This window comes from Vibrio sp. S12_S33 (assembly GCF_963889785.1).
GTDB lineage: Bacteria > Pseudomonadota > Gammaproteobacteria > Enterobacterales > Vibrionaceae > Vibrio > Vibrio aestuarianus.
In genome coordinates this window covers 1-19,248 of sequence record NZ_CAWPQZ010000011.1, presented here as the reverse complement: position 1 = coordinate 19,248, position 19,248 = coordinate 1, and the positions used below count along the sequence as shown (strand labels likewise).

The following is a 19,248-nucleotide window of genomic DNA, read 5'->3' as shown; positions in this document are numbered from 1 at the left end:
CGTATTGATTATTAAACAATATCGCCCAAGCATTACGTTGGGCGATATTAGATAAGAATGAGTGCTACCAGAATGTATCGCGCCGCTTAGCGCGTGCAATAATATTATCAGGCATACGCAGCTCAAGCCCTTGGCGAAGCATTGAAATGCGGGTATGAGTTCTTTGATCGGCCGTGACAGAGTTATATAGCCAGCGATACGCATCTTCGTAATCTAATGGGCTGCCATAATCACGCAGCAGTAATTCTGCCAAATGAATTCGCGCATTGATATTGCCCATGGCTGCTGCTTCGCGCAGGTACGGGATCGCCCGTTCTTTATCTTGTTGAACAAGTGTTCCACGAGAATAGTAGCGCCCTAGCTGCTCTAGCGCTACGGGTAAGCCTTGGTGGGCAGCATTTTCCATATAGTACAAGCCAAGCTCAACATCTTGGTCAACACACACTCCCCACGCCAACATATCACCATACAAAAATTCGTAAGATGGCAGGTTAATGCGAGTGGCACGTGCCACAATATCTTCCACTAACTGGCAGTTATCAGCTTTAACTTGTTCTAAATGTTTATTTTGCTCAATTAACTTGATTAACTCAGCTTCGGTGTAAATAGGGACTGGCTCACCCACTTCCGCCACATTTGCATGACTCAAGGATGAGTTCAGCGCCAAAAACAATGAAGCTGCTACCATTCGTAGCTTCATACCTGCACTCTTTAATTTATGTCGATAGCCTTAAAATTATAGCCACTAATCGTTATAGGGCGGGGCTTGATAACTTTATCGGCGATAACGGCAAACTCTTTAGACAAAATTTGCCGTTAGTCGGCAATTTTCTGCCATATCGAGTTCAAAATATCATCATTACCGGCATAAAAAAACCGACTTTAAAAGTCGGTTTTAAAAACGTTCATCTATCAACCATTAAACTGAAAATGGGTGAACTTTGATAATAGTTTCGTTACGATCAGGACCCGTTGAAATAATATCAATTGGCACACCAGTCAGTTCTTCAATACGTTTGATGTAATCAAGAGCAGCTTGAGGAAGGGCATCAATTGATTTAGCACCGAAAGTATTTTCAGACCAACCTGGCATTGTTTCGTAAATTGGCGTTACTTTTTCGTATGCATCAGCAGCCATTGGCGAAACTTCTAGTACAGAACCATCTTCCATCTGGTAACCGGTACAGATTTTTAGCTCTTCTAGTCCATCTAGTACATCTAGTTTAGTTAGACAGAAACCAGTTACAGAGTTGATTTGAATTGCACGACGCATAGCGACAGCATCAAACCAACCAGTACGACGTAGACGACCAGTAGTGGCACCAAACTCGTGACCAACCGTACCTAGATGCTTACCAACTGGGTCTTGCTTATCTAGACCATCGTATAGTTCTGTTGGGAATGGACCAGCACCAACACGTGTGCAGTATGCTTTTGCAATACCTAGGATATAACCTAGGTGACGAGGACCAAAACCAGAACCTGCAGCAACACCACCAGCCGTCGTGTTCGAAGACGTTACGTACGGGTAAGTACCATGGTCGATATCAAGAAGTGTACCTTGCGCACCTTCAAACATGATCTTATCGCCGCGCTTGCGAGCTGCGTCTAGTTCGTCAGTAACGTCGATAACCATCGAAGTCAGTAGATCAGCATAGCCTTTAGCTTGCTCAAGCACTTCTTCGTAGCTTACTGCTTCTGCTTTGTAGTAATTAACTAGTGCGAAGTTGTGGTATTCCATAACTTCTTTTAGTTTTTCAGCGAATGCAGCCATGTCGAATAGGTCACCAACGCGTAGACCGCGACGAGCAACTTTATCTTCATAAGCAGGGCCGATACCACGACCAGTCGTACCAATTGCTTTTTTACCACGAGCGGCTTCACGCGCTTGGTCAAGTGCGATGTGGTAAGGAAGAATTAGAGGACAAGCTTCAGAAATGAAAAGACGTTCGCGGACTGGAATACCACGTTCTTCTAAAGGCTTCATTTCTTTGATTAGTGCATCTGGAGAAAGAACAACACCGTTACCGATGATACATTTCACTTTATTGCGAAGGATGCCGGATGGAATTAAATGAAGAACGGTTTTTTCACCGTCGATTACAAGAGTGTGACCCGCATTATGGCCGCCTTGATAGCGAACAACATATTTTGCATCTTCAGTTAAAAGGTCTACGATTTTACCTTTACCTTCGTCACCCCATTGGGTGCCTAGAACGACTACGTTATTTCCCATCTTTCCAAGTCTGATTGCTAGTTAAAAAAGGATTCTAGCACCGAATCACTTTCCTTGCAGTCATTTTTTAAGCATAAAAATGTCATAAAAAATGACTTTATAAATCATTCAGTTATTTAGGCATCTAACTTATTCATCTGAATAGATTTTTACGGTTAATACACCATTCACATCAATACAAGCTCGGTACATTCCTGAGCTGTTCATTGCAAAATGGATATCACCTTGCCCATCGATAGCGATCAAACCGCCTTCGCCTCCCATCGTTTTTAGCTCGCCTTGGATGATGGTTTCACACGCGGTATGAACGTCTTCTTTTAAATAACGCATCCTCGCTGCCACATCACCGGCAACCATTTTACGGATAAAGTATTCTCCCATCCCAGTGGTTGAAACCGCCACATTGCCATTTTCAGCCATCGTTCCAGCACCGATGATAGGGGAATCACCAACGCGACCAAATTTCTTATTAGTAATACCTCCCGTACTTGTCGCTGCTGCGAGGTTACCTTGCTTATCTAAAGCGACGGCTCCTACTGTGCCAAATTTTTTGTCGTCAGGGTATTTGGATTCCGACAGTGCAAATTGATCATTGTCTTTCATCGCGACCAATTGTTCATAGCGACGCTCGGTAAAAAAGTAGTCTTGTTCGATATATTGATGACCATTGGCAAAGGCAAACTCTTCCGCCCCATCACCAATCAAAAATACGTGTTCACTTGCTTTCATCACATCACGAGCCAACTCTATAGGGTTTTTGATATGACGAATACCAGCAACCGCCCCTGCATCCATATATTGACCGTGCATCACTGAGGCATCCATTTCAACCATCTCTTTATTAGTTAAAACGGCACCTTTACCCGCATTAAACAGCGGTGAGTCTTCAAGCACCTTCACTGCTTCAACCGTCGCATCCAGCGCATCACCACCTTCAGCTAACACTCGATACCCAGCACGAACAGATGCTTCAAGCGTTGCTAAAATATCGCATTTTAATGATTCACTCATTTGTTCACGAAGTATTGTTCCAGCGCCACCGTGGATAGCAATAGCAAAAGGTTGTGACATGATAATTCCTTTTCTGATGGTAAGCGTTCTAACACGAAACTGAGTATCAATATAGACAAGCTATAGATGAAAAAAAAGCGCTAATCGCTAACACGATTAACGCTTTATATTCAAAAAATATTAACTAGAGCATATTTACGCTTTCTCAACGAAAGTAGTACGATGTAAACCGATCAAATATTAGTGTGAACCGCAACCACCGCCACCACAGCAGCCTTCTTTTTTCTCACCGTGGTTGTGACCATGGCCTTCGCCGCCACAACAACCACCTTCATGGTCATGGTCATGGTCGTGTCCACCACAGCAACCGCCTTCTTCTTGATGAAGGTGACCATGTTCAACTTCCTCTTCTGTTGCTGCGCGCATCGCAACCACTTCAACATCAAAGGTTAGAGTTTGGCCAGCTAGCATGTGGTTACCGTCAACCACTACTTCATCGCCATCAACTTCTGTTACTTCAACAGGGATCGGACCTTGGTCAGTATCGGCAAGGAAGCGCATGCCAACTTCAATTTGCTCAACACCTTGGAATACTTCAGCAGGCACACGTTGAACTAAGTCATCGTTGTGCTCACCGTATGCATCTTCAGGAGCGATAGTTGCCGTAAATTTATCGCCGACTACTTTGCCTTCCAATTGGTTTTCAAGACCTGTGATCAGGTTGTTGTGACCATGAAGGTAGTCAAGCGGTGCCTCAACAGTAGATTGGTCAACAACAATACCGTCTTCAAGTTTGACTTGGTAGGCAAGGCTTACAACTACATTCTTTTCAATTTTCATAACAGCTCCAAGGAGTTTGGTTCCTAGGTTGTATGACTTAACCTAAGAATACGTTCAGTATGACGGTATTATGGGGATCTATTACAGAAACTCAATTATTCTGGTTTAAAAATACCAATCATCTCTTGCTTGGCATGTTCACTTTTTTCTACAGACTTGGGTTTGCGCTGCTCGTGGTAGTCACATTCAACACATTCCACCAACTCTATATTGTTATCTACCCACCAGCGAAGTGTGTCTTGCGACTGGCATTTTGGGCAACTAGCCCCAGCGATGAAGCGTTTTTTCTGTTTCACGTTAAATCCTACGACTTATAATACTTTGAGTTATTGTTCCCAATAATGGCGAGACTGTCGGTCATTATCCATTTCTCGACCGAAAATTTCTTCCAATTCTTTACGCGCTTCTTTGGCCCGTAATGCAAGTTGTTTATCTTCATTATGTTGCGGTAATAACTCTTTGAGCATAGCGCTATCAAGTTTTCGAAAGTGCGCTTCCGCACGCTTGGCTTGATAAGGATGCATACCTAAATCAATCAAAGTTTGTCGCCCTAAATCCAGTGCGCCCAAGAAGGTTTCGCGAGAATATTTGTCCACACCATGGCTGAGCAATTGATAGGCTTCCACTCGGCTGCGAGCCCTCGCCAATATTTTTAACTTGGGAAAATGTTGTTGGCACAGCTCGACGATTTTCACCACTTCATCAGGCGCATCAGTACAAATAACTATCGCTTCGGCTTCATCTGCACCAGCTGCACGTAACAGCTCGAGCTGAGTTGCATCACCGTAAAACACTTTATAACCGTATTTTCGCAGCAACTTTATTTGGCTCGCATCGCTTTCTAACACGGTAATTTTAATTTTGTTGGCATACATTAAACGCCCAACTATTTGCCCAAAACGTCCAAAACCAGCGATGATGACACGAGGCTCTTTATTTACCACATCAGATGTCATCTCCACGTCACTGGTCGTATTGAGTTTTCTTGCAAACCAACGTTTTTGTGCGCTCAGTAATAAAGGCGTCGTCACCATAGACAAACTCACTACGACCAATAAAAATGCAGACTGTTCTGACTGCAACAAGCCTTCAGCACTTGCCGCCGTAAAAATAACAAAAGCAAACTCACCACCTTGGCTAAGAATCGCCGCCATTTTACTGCGTGCTTTAGCCCGAGTTCCCGACAAGCGCGCCAACAGATACAAAATCAATCCTTTAGCTGTAACCAACCCCACTACCGCAAGTAGAATTTTAACTGGTTCAAGCGCCAACAACCCTAGATTGACCGCCATACCAACGGCAATAAAGAACAACCCAAGCAGCAAGCCTTTAAATGGCTCAATCGCAATTTCCAGCTCATGACGAAACTCACTTTCAGCGAGCAGCACACCCGCGAGGAAGGTACCTAACGCCATTGAAAGCCCTAATTGTTGCATCAACAGCGCAATACCAATTACCAGCAATAGCGCAGCAACAGTGAATAACTCTCGTATACCACTGGCAACAATGTATCGAAACAAAGGACTGAGCAGAAAATGGCCGCCAACCAGTAAACCAGCAATACCGCCAAACATCCACGCCACATCAAGCCAACTGCCAGCACCATTACCGGCAAGTACAGGTAACAACGCTAGCATCGGGATTACGGCAATATCTTGGAATAACAGTACGGCAAAACCTGATTGCCCGGTTTCACTGCGCGCGAGGCCTTGTTCATCAATCACCCGTAATGCAATAGCGGTAGAAGAGAGTGCCAACCCCATACCGATCACTAAACTGCTTTGCCATCCCACATCAAATGCATATGCGATGCAAGCAATGAACAAAGTGCTAACCACAACCTGCGCCCCACCAAGTCCTAGAATTGGCCCGCGCATTTGCCATAATTTTTTAGGATTCAGCTCTAAGCCAATAAGAAATAGCAGTAGCACTACGCCAAATTCAGCGAAGTGCAAAATCGCCTCTACATCATTGATTAGCCCAAGGCCCCACGGCCCAATGGCGACACCGGCTAACAAATAGCCCAATACAGAGCCTAGCCCTGCTCTTTGAGCGATAGGAACAGCGACAACGGCTGCAGTGAGAAATACCACACTGCTTTGTAAAAAATCACTGGTGAGTGCTGCCATCCAACGCTCCTTGTGTGCTTAGAGGGTTTAGCAACCAGTTACGGTACTCTTGTGCATGTTGATAGCGCTTTGTATCACTCACATTACGAGCCCAGTAAAGCACCAGCGGCTCGATCCAATTCATGCAGCATAACGCAGCGGTTAACTCGAAGGGTTGCAGAATCTGGTCAAGTGGATATTTGTTGTACCCTTTCTCATCAAATGCATCTTGTTTACCGCCGGTGGTAATGACACTGCGCCAATATTTACCATGCAGTGCTGTCTTGTTGCCGAAGGCAAATCCTTTGATTAAGACACGGTCAAACCATTCCTTTAATAAAGCAGGACACGAATACATATAAAGAGGATGCTGAAAGACAATGACGTCATGGCCAAGCAACCGTTGCTGCTCGGCTGTGACATCAATAAAAAAATCTGGATACGTTGCATACAAATCATGCACGGTAACGTGTTGCAATGAAGAGATACCATGCAGCATGGTTTGGTTGGCGATCGAATTGAGTGGCTCAGGGTGTGCGTAAATCACCAAGACTTTGGGTGTTGAGTGGCAAGAGGGTATTGTCTCAGTCATTCCTTTGCTGTGCCCCGATAGTTATCAATATGTTACTAAGCATCATAACGCAATTTGCATAATGATCGACATTTATCCTTATCACCCTTACTATTCCACGCGATAACATTTCGATATGAAAAATAGATTTTTATGATTACCTTCTCTGATATTCAATTACTACGCGGCGGAAAACCGTTGCTTGAACAAGCTTCGGCTACTATTCATCCCGGTGATAAAGTTGGCTTGGTCGGAAAAAATGGCTGTGGTAAATCCACATTATTTGCCCTGCTTAAAGATGAGCTATCGATTGATGCAGGCTCATTCAGTAAACCTGCTTATTGGGAACTGGCATGGGTCGCGCAGGAAACGCCGGCTCTTGAGCGTAATGCCATTGAATATGTGATCGATGGTGATCGTGAATATCGCGCGTTAGAAAAACAACTCATCGAAGCAGAGCTGGCGGATAAAGGCACTTTAGTCGCCGAATTACACGGCAAAATTGAAACCATTGGCGGCTATAGCATTCGTGCCCGCGCCTCTGAATTGCTTGATGGTCTCGGTTTTAGCCAAGAGCAAATGGGCTGGGATTTGACCCAATTTTCCGGTGGCTGGCGTATGCGTCTAAACTTAGCGCAAGCGCTATTGTGCCGCTCTGATTTACTGCTGCTCGACGAACCAACCAACCACTTAGATTTAGACGCTGTAATGTGGCTAGAACGCTGGTTACAAAGCTACCCAGGTACGTTAGTTTTGATTTCCCACGACCGAGACTTTTTGGATCCTATCGTAGGGCGCATTATCCATATCGAAAATCAAACCATGAACGAATACACTGGTAACTATTCATCGTTTGAAAATCAGCGTGCGCAGAAATTGATCTTGCAACAAGCCATGTTCCAAAAGCAGCAAAAGCAAATGGCGCATATGCAAAGCTATATTGATCGCTTCCGTTATAAAGCCTCGAAAGCTCGTCAAGCGCAAAGTCGTATTAAAGCATTAGAGCGAATGGAAAAAGTGCTACCTGCACAGTTTGATAACCCATTCAGTTTCGAATTTCGAGAACCATCAGCCCTACCAAATCCAATCATGATGATGGATGAGGTTTATGCGGGTTATGGGGATAACTTAATTCTTGAGAAAATTCGCCTCAACCTAGTCCCTGGCAGTCGTATCGGGCTACTTGGGCGTAATGGCGCTGGTAAATCAACCCTGATCAAATTGTTGTCAGGGGAGCTAAAACCACAAGGTGGCGATCTCACCTATTCTCAAGGGGTTAAAATTGGCTACTTTGCTCAGCATCAACTGGAAACCCTGCACCCACAAGAAACACCGTTGCAGCATATGATGCAAATTGCGCCAGACAAAAATGAACTGGAGTTGCGTAACTACCTCGGCAGTTTTGGCTTTCAGGGTGATAAAGCACTGGAGAAAGTTGCGCCTTTCTCTGGTGGTGAAAAAGCACGTTTGGTTTTGGCACTGATCGTTTGGCAAAAACCAAACTTATTACTGCTCGATGAACCAACTAACCATCTAGATTTAGACATGCGCCAAGCGTTGACGTTTGCCCTGCAAACTTTTGAAGGTGCCATGGTTATCGTCAGCCATGACCGCTACTTACTGCGCGCCACAACCGATGATTTGTACCTAGTGCACGATCGCCAAGTTGCCCCTTTTGATGGTGACTTATCAGACTACTACAAATGGTTAACCGAGCAGCAAAAAGCAGAGCGAAGAGAAGCACAATCTCAGCAGCCCGCCAAAGATAGCAACAATAGTGCCGCAGCGAAGAAAGATCAAAAACGCCGTGAAGCGGAGTTTCGTAAACAAACCGCTCCAATTCGCAAAAAACTGACACAACTTGAAGATAAAATGGATAAGCTGAATGCCTCACTGGCACAAGCTGAAGATCAATTATCCGACACTTCACTGTATGAAGCTGAAAATAAGGCTAAACTTACAGAAGTTCTCGCCCTTCAAGCTAGTAGTAAATCGGCACTTGAAGAGGTCGAAATGAAATGGATGGCAGAGCAAGAAACCCTTGAACAGCTAGAACAGGAATTCAGTAGTTAACATGAGTAAAGAGCACGTACGAATATCTCTCACATTAGAGCGCCTGTGGCAATTCAGTTTGCAATATTACAGTGTGCGCGAAGTGAAAGAAGCGTGCTTAAGCTTACAGAATAACTATCACGGTAATGTAAACTTGTTGCTTCTTTTAAAATGGCTCGACGAGCAACAAGTTTCTTTTGCTGAGCACCATTGGCAAACCGTACAAGATTGCCTTAGCCGCTCTGAAACCTTGCTTCATAGCTACCGAGACTTACGTCGCCGACTAAAAACGAACCTACCAGACACCCTATATCGTGAAGCACTGCAATTCGAATTACAGCTCGAAAAGCAGCAACAGTCTGATTTAGTCGACTGCATCAATGCATTACCATTAGCAAATAATACTGGTCAGCCTCTCACACAACGCTACTGCCGCTTATTGGCTGCTGAACATCTGTGTCGTGCATTCGCTGAACCAGTACCACAATCTGGAGAAGCATAACCCAGCGAATTATCTGCTTCGTGTATACTCTTTCGTATCCTACATAAACCTTATTGCCTATGACTCAATTTATCGCGGCCACTGGGCTTAAAAATCCTCATTTACAAACACTCATACCACGCTTATTACGTAAAAAAGCACGTTTTGAACCACTATGGCAAACCTTGCCTACCGATGATGGTGATTTTCTTGACTTGGCTTGGAGCGAAGATAGGCATTCAGAGCAAAGTAAAAACAAACCGTTATTCATTCTGTTTCATGGGTTAGAAGGAAGCTTTTATAGCCCTTACGCTAACGGGTTAATGCATGCATTCGCCGAAAGTGGTTGGTTGTCAGCAATGATGCATTTTCGCGGCTGTAGCGGTAAACCCAATCACCTTGCGCGGGCTTATCATTCCGGCGAAATAGAAGATGCGCGATTTGTTTTGCAATATTTGCGCGAACAACATGTAGGGCGACCTATCGTCGCTGTGGGTATTTCGCTTGGTGGCAACATGCTGACCAATTATCTGGCTGAATATCACGAAGACCCTATTGTCGATGCCGCAACAATCGTGTCAGCACCGCTTGATCTCGCCGCCTGCTCACAACGCATTGAGCAGGGATTTTCAAAAGTCTACCGTGACTATTTACTCTCCTCGCTAAAAAGTAACGCGCTGAAAAAACATCACCTTTTACAAGATGCACTTAACCTCTCTTCTTGTCAGATCAATAGCATCAAGAAGCTGTATCAATTCGATGATTTAATCACAGCCCCCTTGCATGGTTTTAAAGACGCCCATGACTATTATCAACAATGTTCTGGACTACATAAACTCAAACAAATCCGTATACCCTTGCAAATTATTCATGCTAAAGACGACCCATTCATGACCGATGCTGTGATTCCAAAATTCGTTTTACCGGAAAATATCGACTATCGCTTATTTAACCAAGGTGGACATGTCGGCTTTATTTCAGGCAGTGCATTGAAACCAACTTTTTGGCTGGAACAAGCTTTACCTGCCTATTATGAAAGCCTGTGTAAACCGTCATGAAATAGCTGCCATCACAATGCTATTTAGGGTATAACTGCCAGCCTTCAACATGACAGTTAAGAGGTCATCATGATTATTCCTTGGCAACAAATTGCTCCTGATACACTCGATAATCTCATTCAAGAATTTGTCTTACGTGAAGGAACAGATTACGGTGAACAAGAAATATCTTTGCAACAAAAAATCGAACAAGTGAAGCAGCAGTTAGCAAGTGGTGAAGTTGCCATCGTCTATTCTGAATTGCACGAAAGTGTCGATATTCAAGTGCGTAAATCGTTTTAGCGCACCACAATCTAGTCTTTTCGTGCTATATTGCGACAATAAATAACAAGTACGTTACATAAAGACAGGGTTTGTCATGTCAGCAAAACATCCGATTATAGCCGTCACGGGCTCATCCGGTGCCGGTACTACCACAACCTCTGAAGCATTTCGCAAAATGTTCAATATGATGAGCATTAAACCTGCTTGGGTTGAAGGCGACAGCTTCCACCGTTTCACGCGCCCAGAAATGGACGTAGAAATCCGCAAAGCACGAGAACAAGGCAAACACATCAGTTATTTTGGCCCTCAAGCTAACGATTTTGGTGCATTGGAAGAATTTTTTCGCCAATACGGCAAATTAGGGACAGGCCAAGTTCGTCGCTACCTACATTCATTTGATGAAGCCGTTCCCTATAACCAAATGCCAGGCACGTTTACTCCATGGCAAGATTTGCCAGAAAATTCTGACGTGATGTTCTATGAAGGTTTGCATGGTGGCGTAGTCAATGGCGATGTCAACGTTGCTCAACATGTCGATTTTTTGATTGGCATGGTGCCGATTGTTAACCTTGAGTGGATCCAAAAATACGTGCGTGATACGCGCGATCGTGGCCATTCACGCGAGGCTGTAATGGACTCGATTGTTCGCTCGATGGACGACTACCTCAATTACATTACCCCACAGTTTTCTCGAACCCATATTAACTTCCAGCGCGTGCCCACAGTCGATACCTCAAACCCGCTCAACGCAAAAGGTATCCCCAGTTTGGATGAAAGCTTCGTGGTGATAAGGCTACGTGGTATTAAGAATGTCGATTTCCCCTATTTACTGGCCATGATTGATGGTTCATTTATGTCGCGCCATAACACCATCGTTGTTCCTGGTGGCAAGATGAGCTTTGCTATGGAACTCATTGTTCGCCCTATCCTGCAACAATTAATTGAAACTGGGAAAATTGGATAATATTTTTCCATTTTTTGCGGTTACTTTTCATACCGTGATCATGTGCACATTTTTACTTAAATTATCATGTGCTCGACACGATTAAAATCAAGAAATCGTTTCCGAAAAAGGATATTATTCTTAAGTGAAACACAAGTTAGCTTGCAGCACTTGTAAAGTGCTCTTATCCTTGTAAGTCAATTTACAGGCTTAGCTAAAATATGGAAAGCAGCAAGCGTACCCTGCAGAGGAAGTGAGATATTATGGTTCTAGGTAAACCTCAAACCGACCCAACACTAGAGTGGTTTCTTTCACACTGTCATATTCATAAGTACCCATCAAAAAGCACGCTGATCCACGCGGGCGAGAAAGCTGAGACGTTGTACTACATCGTTAAAGGTTCTGTTGCGGTTCTTATTAAAGATGAAGAAGGTAAGGAGATGATCCTTTCTTACCTAAACCAAGGTGACTTTATCGGTGAACTTGGTCTATTCGAAGAAGACCAAGAACGTAGCGCTTGGGTTCGTGCTAAATCTCCTTGTGAAGTGGCTGAAATTTCATTTAAGAAATTCCGTCAACTTATCCAGGTGAATCCAGACATCCTAATGCGCCTATCTGCTCAGATTTCACGTCGCTTACAAGTGACTAGTCAAAAAGTAGGTGACCTTGCGTTCCTTGACGTAACGGGTCGTATTGCTCAAACGCTACTAAACCTAGCAAAACAACCTGACGCAATGACTCACCCAGATGGCATGCAAATCAAGATCACCCGTCAAGAAATCGGTCAAATCGTTGGCTGTTCTCGTGAAACGGTTGGTCGTATCTTGAAAATGCTAGAAGAGCAGAACCTAATTTCTGCACACGGTAAAACTATCGTGGTATACGGAACTCGTTAATTTCAATAGAAATTAAGAGACTGAATTAATAAAGCCACCTTGGGAAACTCTGGTGGCTTTTTGTTGGCGAAAACTCAGTGCAATTTTATTGCATGTCAGTACTTTCAAAAATCTTATCGGCTGAAGCGGCAACAAACCCGCTATACAACTCACCATTTGCCATTGGATAGCGTTTGGCAAACTCGTAAAAACCGCCCGGAATCATCTCAACACCATCACGAAATTTCACCGGTACTTTATCTGCCATGGTGGAAGATTGTTCTAGCAGCACCTCTGGCGTGCCTTTCACTTCTCCGCCATTTTCATTAATGACAAAGCCGGCTTGGCGAAGGTGATCATTCACCGCTTTGACTTCATTAAACGCATTCAACTGGTTAACACTAACGGTAAAATGATTGGCCCCATAGCCATGAGCTGCCAACCATGCGGCGTATTCACTTTCCTGAGCCAAAGTGAGGTAATCGCTATGGGCTATCTGCCATAAGCGACCACTATACAAAAAGTCGCTACTGGTTAGTTTGTTGCTATCTACTTGCTCTACCAGTTTGGCTACAATCGCTTGCAACTCAGGTGAGCACTCTGCCACTTTTAACTCACTAATGAAAACCTTAGGCTGTGTTGGATCAGGATGTTCATAGTGCTTCGCGACTAACTTCTTACTTTCAAATTGATAATCACCGCACGCTGTATAACCTAATGCTAAAAAAGGCTTAGCCAGTGTTTCAATCCCCAGGGGAGCAACATTAAAGGTTCGTAAAGCAATATGATCATTGATCAGAGCTTCATCTTCTTGAAGCAATTGGTGAACTTTGTCAGCCGAAGGGCAAAGACGTTGAATATAGTCATTCCATAACGATTGAAATAAAACGGTTGGCGTCATAACGCCTCCTTGTCAGCAATGTGTCTAGCAAGCGATATACCTTGAGTATGTATAAAGCCTTAGTTTCAGTATGAGATTATTGGATAAATATTGCCGCTTAATATTTATTGAAACGATTCAGAAAATACATCCAGCGGCAATTCAACCTGTGACGTTAAGTTGTGTATTGATCCAGTTATCGGGATCTATACCCAAACCACTTGAAGTGGCAGGTAGGTGGTAAGTGAGTGAATCCCCATGAGCATAGATAAACTATGTAATTGGGGTGGGCAAACTTATCCAACGCCGCTGTAACTTCAAGTAGAACGGGATAAGCCTCTTCTATGAGAGGCTTTTTATTATTCCGTAAGTTATAACTCAACCCCAGGGCTGAGAGTAGCAGGCAATTCTGTTGCCTGCCCTTCCATTGAAGCCATAGGGTATGCACAGTAATCAGCCGCGTAATAAGCACTCGGGCGCAAGTTACCCGATGCTCCCGGCCCACCAAATGGTGCATCACCACTCGCACCAGTTAATTGGCGATTACGGTTTACGATGCCAGCGCGGATATGATCAACAAAATAATCCCACTCGGTATCATCAGTTGATACTAAACCTGCAGACAAACCAAAACGGGTAGCATTGGCCAACTCAACCGCTTGATCTAAAGTCTGATATCGCACCACTTGTAATAACGGGCCAAAGTATTCTTCGTCAGGCAACTCACTAATAGCGGTTACGTCAATGATTCCTGGCGTAACAAATGCCGCTTGCAGCGGTTTGGCTTCCACCAAACTATAACCACCTAAAAATTGCAAATTAGCCTGCGCATTGAGAATAAATTGCGCGGCAGCTTGCGAGATTTGTGGCCCCATAAATGGCGCAGGATCGGCAAATGGTTGATCAATTCGTAGCTTTTTGGTTGCGGTGATCAATTTACTTAATAGCACATCACCTTTTTCACCGACAGGAACGTACAGGCGACGCGCGCAAGTGCAGCGCTGCCCTGCGCTAATGAAAGCCGATTGAATGATGGTATATACCGCTGCATCTAAGTCACCATACTGCTCGGAGATCACCATCGGGTTGTTCCCCCCCATTTCAAGCGCTAACATTTTGCTAGGTTGCCCGGCAAACTGACGATGCAGTAAATGCCCAGTGTTAGCACTGCCAGTAAAGAGCAAACCATCAATACCTTTTGACTCGGCCAAGGCGATGCCTGTTTCTTTCGCCCCTTGTACAAGGTTGAGCACACCTACTGGTAACCCTGCATCTTGCCACAGTTTCATGGCAAATTCGCCAGTCCACGGGGTTTGCTCAGAAGGCTTAAACACCACTGTATTACCCGCCAAAAGAGCCGGAACAATATGACCATTCGGTAAATGTGCTGGGAAATTATAGGGACCAAATACCGCCATTACACCAAGTGGACGGTGACGCAGTACAATTTGATTTCCCGCGACCTCACGCGCACTTTCACCCGTACGATCATGATAAGCACGAATCGAAATAGCGATTTTACCGGCCATCGCCGCCGCTTCAGTACGAGTTTCCCAAATGGGTTTACCAGTTTCTTTGGCGATGATCTGTGCGATTTCTTCACTGTGTTCTTTTACTTTCTCAGCAAAGGCCAACACGTATTGCTCACGTTCAGCAAAGGGGCGCTTTTTCCATTCAACAAAGGCACTTCTTGCTGCACTCACTGCGGCTTCTACTTGCGTAGGTGTTGCGCTATCACCTTGCCAGATCATTTGGTCATTATAGGGGCTGAGCGATACCATTGGCTCACCTTGGCCAGCTAACCACTCACCTGCAATCCACTGAGTCATATTTCTATCCTTACATCAAAAAGCTGGCTTACTGCGCCAAAATTCGAACTAAATCGCCACTCTCTACTAAAAGCGCTTTTGCTACTTCAGGAGAGATAATCACCGTTTCGGTTTCACGGTTGTAAGCCCCTTTCGCTGCGGTAGCACGAAAATCTTCAAATGAGGTATTACACACCAAATAATCTTGCGAACTAGAATGCTCTGCCACTTCGACCTTGGCGCGTATGGAATGACGTACCGACTCAACATTACGTAAGTCACACTCAACGGTTGGGCCGGCATCAAAAATGTCGACATAATTGCGGCAAGTAAACCCTTCACGTTCCAATAACTTAAGCGCTGGGCGCGTATTGTCATGCACTTGGCCGATGACGGCTTGCGCTTCTTTGCTCAGCAAGTTGACGTAAATAGGCAGCTTGGGCATCAGATCCGCGATAAACCCTTTCTTACCAATCCCTGTGAGGTAGTCGGCCATCGTGAAATCTATTGAAAAGAAATGCTCTTGCAACCATTGCCAAAACGGAGAGTTACCTTCGGCATCGGAAACACCACGCATCTCCGCAAAAATGGTTTTTGAGAATCGATGGGGATGTTCGGCCATCATCAGAAAGCGGCATTTCGACATTAAGCGGCCATTAAGCCCTTGACGAAAATCAGGACGCAGAAAGAGCGTACAAATCTCACTACAACCGGTGTAGTTATTGCCAAATGTCAGCAGTTTTACCGTATTGTTCACCTTCAATTTAGGCGATGAATGAACAATCGTGCTGATATGATAAGAGTAGAAAGGCACATCCCAACCAATAGAAGCTTCAATACCCGTGGTACCAGCAACCTCTCCAGTTTCAGAATCAAACCCCACCATTAAATAACCTTCGTCTCCAGGCTCGGATACGTTGGGTTTAGTAAAGCTGTATTCAGAATGGGTAATACGATTGGTTAAAAGTTCTTCATTAACCGGTAGAGATGTGAATCCGTGACCTGATTCGACAGCGCAAGTGTGCAGCGCGTCATAGTCCGACATTGCGATAGGGCGAACAACTAGCATCAATACTTCCCTCCAGATGCTTGAAGTAGCCCAAGGCTTCCTACCTTGGGCTGCTAGGCTTTTTCACTACATGAGTGATGCAATAGCTTTATCGAGTTTTGCTAAGCCTTCTTCTATTTCTTGTTTTGTAATCACTAATGATGGCGTCATACGCACCACATTGGTTCCAGCAACCAACACCATCAAGCCTTGTTTACCTGCCGCAACCAAAATGTCACGGGCACGGCCTTGCCACTCTTCATTCAGCGCAGCGCCAAGTAATAAACCTTTACCACGAACTTCACTGAAGATTTGGTACTTAGCATTAATCTCTGCTAACCCTTGACGAAATAGTGCTTCGCGCTCTTTTACACCCGCTAACGTTTCTGGCTGACTAACGAAATTAACGACCGCTTCAGCGACGGCGCAAGCTAATGGGTTACCGCCATAAGTTGAACCATGAGTCCCGACTTTTAGATGAGCAGCCAATTCATTGGTGGTGAGCATAGCGCCAATAGGAAAACCACCACCGAGTGATTTTGCAGTACTTAAAATATCAGGAGTAATACCTAAACCTTGGTATGCGTAGAAATCTCCCGTACGACCATTACCTGTTTGTACCTCATCAAAGATAAGTAGAGCATTGTGTTTGTCACACAACTCACGCACCGCTTGAACAAACTCTGGCGTTGGCGACACAATGCCACCCTCACCTTGTAATGGTTCCATCATGACAGCACAAGTACGGTCTGACATATGGGCTTGTAGTGCCTCAATATCGTTATAAGCTAGGTGGGTCACATCGCCAGGCTTTGGACCAAATCCATCAGAATAAGCCGCTTGACCACCGACAGTAACGGTAAAGAAAGTACGTCCGTGGAAACCTTGTTTAAAGGCGATGATTTCTGATTTCTGCTCACCATGAACGTCTGCAGCCCAACGACGAGCAAGCTTCAAAGCCGCCTCATTCGCTTCTGCACCAGAATTGGCAAAAAACACTTTTTCCGCAAAGCAGACTTCAGTTAATTTTTTCGCGAGACGCAACGCGGGTTCGTTAGTCATTACGTTGCTGAGATGCCACAACTTGTTCGCTTGCTCAGTTAAGGCACCGACCATCACTGGGTGACAATGGCCTAAACAACTCACGGCAATACCACCAGCAAAATCGATGTATTCATTACCTTGCTGATCCCATACTCGAGAGCCTTGTCCCTTTACTGGGATCATTTCCATTGGGTTATAGCAAGGTACCATTACCTCATCAAATAAGCCGCGCTCTACATTCATTTCCACTGTCATTGCACATTCCCTCTCGATACCGCATGCCTAGCAGATTGCGATCTTTCCACAAAAACCTTGTGTGGAAGATATTGTTTTGCTTTTTAGCTAATGCAGCATTGTATTTACAAATTATTAACCATTTCAATAGTAGATTATTCTTTTATCACAACAATTTTGCCGATAATCCTCACTACGTATGATTATTTATGCATCAAGTAGACTCTTTTATGAAGTACTTTTTTACAAATAGTGAGAATAAATACAGCCAAGGCTTGAAGCATGGCGCTTAAAGTGAATTCGATAGGATATATGGCGAATAATTTTGCAAGCTTCACAGCCAACAAAAAAGATGAAGAAAATGTTAAGAAAAGTGATCACGGTCAGGTTGAGATAGGCCTAACGACGCAAAAAATTAGCCAGTAATTGATGTCCCTGTTCGGTTTTGATTGATTCGGGATGAAATTGTACCGCATCGATGGCTAAGGTTTTATGTTGGTAGCCCATAATTTCGTCCATGCTCCCGTCGTCTAATTCTGTCCATGCAGTCAGTTCAAAGCAGTCAGGAAGCGAGTCGGACTTCACCACTAAAGAATGATAACGAGTCACCGTCAAAGGATTATTGAGGCCATAAAATACGCTATTTCCTGTGTGACAAATAGCTGAGGTTTTACCGTGCATCACTTTTCTGGCGCGAACGATCTGCCCCCCAAACACCTGCGCGATGGCTTGATGGCCAAGACATACCCCTAAAATGGGTAACTTGCCAGCAAAGTGTTGTATCGCTTGCAAAGAGATGCCGGCTTCATTCGGTGTACAAGGCCCTGGGGAAATCACCAGATGCGTTGGGCTGAGCGCTTCAATGCCAGCAATATCGATTTCATCATTGCGTACTACCTCTACTTCAACGCCCAATTCACAGAAGTATTGATACAAGTTGTAGGTAAACGAATCGTAGTTATCGATGATAAGTAGCATGTGAATTAAAACGCTCTGGGTAAAAGTCAGCGAGAGGCGCTATTGTGCAATACCCATAATGAAAGGCAAGTATTAAGTTTAAAGAGGAAATGCAAACAGGAGAGTTGGTGATAAGTAGGCTAACAAGGTATATCCCCGATGCAGAAATATGCAATGTCGTACGAATTTACCCAAGCATTGCAACTGTCCGTATATTCTACTTGAACAGTCTTTTGGCTATGAAATGCAGAAAGAAGAGCAGAAGACATCAAATCAAAATTTTTCTTGGACTCATCAAATGCAAAACGGCCAGTAATATTACACCCTTGGGCAATATTGTTTTCGATTTTAAAAATTACAATCTTTTTCCCTGAAGCTTCATAGGGAATGACACCTGTAATCTTACCAACCTGACGAGCAGCATGGACATTAAATGCGGTCAAGACAGACATTAATGTGAGTAGTGCTATGCTTATAACAGAATTTTTAGTCATCATTATTGATCTATTCCTACATAAACTGGAGAAGGAGCATTACCATAATAAGGGAGCGTTGCACAAGAAAATTGATTACCAGAATAGTAAACAAGGATATTCTTATCGACAGCCTTAGCTGAAAGAACAATACTCAACATAGAACGACAGGTATCAGGGCTAATACCCTTCCAATTAGATACTGTATTACATATATACCGAATCAACTTGAAGATGTAGGCTTGAGAACCTGAAAATTATCATTAACTCGAGATGTCAAAGAGCCTGCGATCTCTGGAAGAATCACAGCAAAAAATTGGTCTATTGCCGCCTTGAAGTCCCGTTTCCTTTTGAAGTAAACGTTG

At 44.2% G+C, this 19,248-nt stretch carries 19 protein-coding genes and 1 pseudogene; 6 read left to right on the top strand and 14 right to left on the bottom strand.

The window, feature by feature from the left end; all coding sequences use genetic code 11:
* Window positions 1–64: 64 nt before the first annotated feature.
* The 7 genes from motX to kefG form a co-directional block, all read right to left on the bottom strand.
* The gene (gene motX, locus AACW06_RS07200) at window positions 65–700 is read right to left on the bottom strand and encodes a flagellar protein MotX (RefSeq protein ID WP_053309530.1); all 636 of its coding nucleotides are present in this window, start codon (window positions 698–700) and stop codon (window positions 65–67) included.
* 219 nt (window positions 701–919) lie between these two features.
* Window positions 920–2,236, bottom strand: coding sequence for an adenylosuccinate synthase (locus tag AACW06_RS07195; protein WP_192074571.1), 1,317 nt, complete (start codon window positions 2,234–2,236; stop codon window positions 920–922).
* A gap of 129 nt (window positions 2,237–2,365) precedes the next feature.
* Window positions 2,366–3,307 carry an isoaspartyl peptidase/L-asparaginase family protein gene (locus tag AACW06_RS07190; RefSeq protein ID WP_192074570.1) on the bottom strand — a complete coding sequence of 314 codons (942 nt, stop codon included), beginning with the start codon at window positions 3,305–3,307 and terminating at the stop codon, window positions 2,366–2,368.
* A gap of 180 nt (window positions 3,308–3,487) precedes the next feature.
* Window positions 3,488–4,087 carry a peptidylprolyl isomerase gene (slyD, locus tag AACW06_RS07185; RefSeq protein WP_192074569.1) on the bottom strand — a complete coding sequence of 200 codons (600 nt, stop codon included), beginning with the start codon at window positions 4,085–4,087 and terminating at the stop codon, window positions 3,488–3,490.
* 95 nt (window positions 4,088–4,182) lie between these two features.
* Window positions 4,183–4,383, bottom strand: coding sequence for a YheV family putative zinc ribbon protein (locus tag AACW06_RS07180; RefSeq protein ID WP_053309534.1), 201 nt, complete (start codon window positions 4,381–4,383; stop codon window positions 4,183–4,185).
* Window positions 4,384–4,413: 30 nt separating this feature from the next.
* Window positions 4,414–6,216, bottom strand: a complete 1,803-nt coding sequence (kefB, locus tag AACW06_RS07175) for a glutathione-regulated potassium-efflux system protein KefB (RefSeq protein ID WP_192074568.1) — start codon at window positions 6,214–6,216, stop codon at window positions 4,414–4,416.
* Window positions 6,197–6,787, bottom strand: a complete 591-nt coding sequence (kefG, locus tag AACW06_RS07170) for a glutathione-regulated potassium-efflux system ancillary protein KefG (protein ID WP_192074567.1) — start codon at window positions 6,785–6,787, stop codon at window positions 6,197–6,199. Before kefG ends, kefB begins: the two co-directional genes overlap by 20 nt.
* A gap of 132 nt (window positions 6,788–6,919) precedes the next feature.
* On the opposite strand from kefG, the gene AACW06_RS07165 reads away from it, so the two are divergent.
* The 6 genes from AACW06_RS07165 to crp all read left to right on the top strand — a co-directional run bounded on the left by AACW06_RS07165 (window position 6,920) and on the right by crp (window position 12,460).
* On the top strand, window positions 6,920–8,839 hold the full coding sequence (locus AACW06_RS07165) for an ABC transporter ATP-binding protein (RefSeq protein WP_192074566.1): 1,920 nt from the start codon (window positions 6,920–6,922) through the stop codon (window positions 8,837–8,839).
* Between the two features lies 1 nt (window position 8,840).
* The gene (locus tag AACW06_RS07160; RefSeq protein ID WP_192074565.1) at window positions 8,841–9,320 is read left to right on the top strand and encodes a TIGR02444 family protein; all 480 of its coding nucleotides are present in this window, start codon (window positions 8,841–8,843) and stop codon (window positions 9,318–9,320) included.
* Between the two features lie 59 nt (window positions 9,321–9,379).
* Complete coding sequence (locus AACW06_RS07155; RefSeq protein ID WP_192074564.1) at window positions 9,380–10,357, top strand: hydrolase; 978 nt, start codon at window positions 9,380–9,382, stop codon at window positions 10,355–10,357.
* Between the two features lie 69 nt (window positions 10,358–10,426).
* Entirely contained in the window at window positions 10,427–10,639 is a 213-nt protein-coding gene (locus tag AACW06_RS07150) for a YheU family protein (RefSeq protein WP_053309540.1), read from the top strand.
* 76 nt (window positions 10,640–10,715) lie between these two features.
* Window positions 10,716–11,585, top strand: coding sequence for a phosphoribulokinase (locus AACW06_RS07145; protein ID WP_192074563.1), 870 nt, complete (start codon window positions 10,716–10,718; stop codon window positions 11,583–11,585).
* A gap of 242 nt (window positions 11,586–11,827) precedes the next feature.
* Window positions 11,828–12,460, top strand: coding sequence for a cAMP-activated global transcriptional regulator CRP (crp, locus tag AACW06_RS07140; RefSeq protein WP_168780562.1), 633 nt, complete (start codon window positions 11,828–11,830; stop codon window positions 12,458–12,460).
* Between the two features lie 85 nt (window positions 12,461–12,545).
* Here crp and AACW06_RS07135 read toward each other — a convergent pair whose 3' ends face one another.
* The 7 genes and pseudogenes from AACW06_RS07135 to AACW06_RS07105 form a co-directional block, all read right to left on the bottom strand.
* Window positions 12,546–13,340: a DUF1338 domain-containing protein gene (locus tag AACW06_RS07135; RefSeq protein WP_192074562.1), complete on the bottom strand. Its 795-nt coding sequence runs from the start codon at window positions 13,338–13,340 to the stop codon at window positions 12,546–12,548.
* Window positions 13,341–13,690: 350 nt separating this feature from the next.
* A complete protein-coding gene (gene astD, locus AACW06_RS07130) occupies window positions 13,691–15,148 on the bottom strand; it encodes a succinylglutamate-semialdehyde dehydrogenase (protein ID WP_192074561.1) in 1,458 nt (485 codons plus the stop codon).
* Window positions 15,149–15,176: 28 nt separating this feature from the next.
* Window positions 15,177–16,196 (bottom strand): arginine N-succinyltransferase, encoded by a 1,020-nt coding sequence (gene astA / locus AACW06_RS07125; protein ID WP_192074560.1) that lies wholly within the window; start codon window positions 16,194–16,196, stop codon window positions 15,177–15,179.
* 66 nt (window positions 16,197–16,262) lie between these two features.
* Entirely contained in the window at window positions 16,263–17,474 is a 1,212-nt protein-coding gene (locus tag AACW06_RS07120) for an aspartate aminotransferase family protein (RefSeq protein ID WP_168520847.1), read from the bottom strand.
* A gap of 378 nt (window positions 17,475–17,852) precedes the next feature.
* Window positions 17,853–18,431, bottom strand: coding sequence for an aminodeoxychorismate/anthranilate synthase component II (locus tag AACW06_RS07115; protein WP_192074559.1), 579 nt, complete (start codon window positions 18,429–18,431; stop codon window positions 17,853–17,855).
* A 119-nt stretch (window positions 18,432–18,550) separates the two neighbouring features.
* A complete protein-coding gene (locus AACW06_RS07110) occupies window positions 18,551–18,907 on the bottom strand; it encodes a hypothetical protein (protein ID WP_017042837.1) in 357 nt (118 codons plus the stop codon).
* Between the two features lie 199 nt (window positions 18,908–19,106).
* Window positions 19,107–19,248, bottom strand: a pseudogene (locus tag AACW06_RS07105) (IS630 family transposase); the annotation flags it as partial.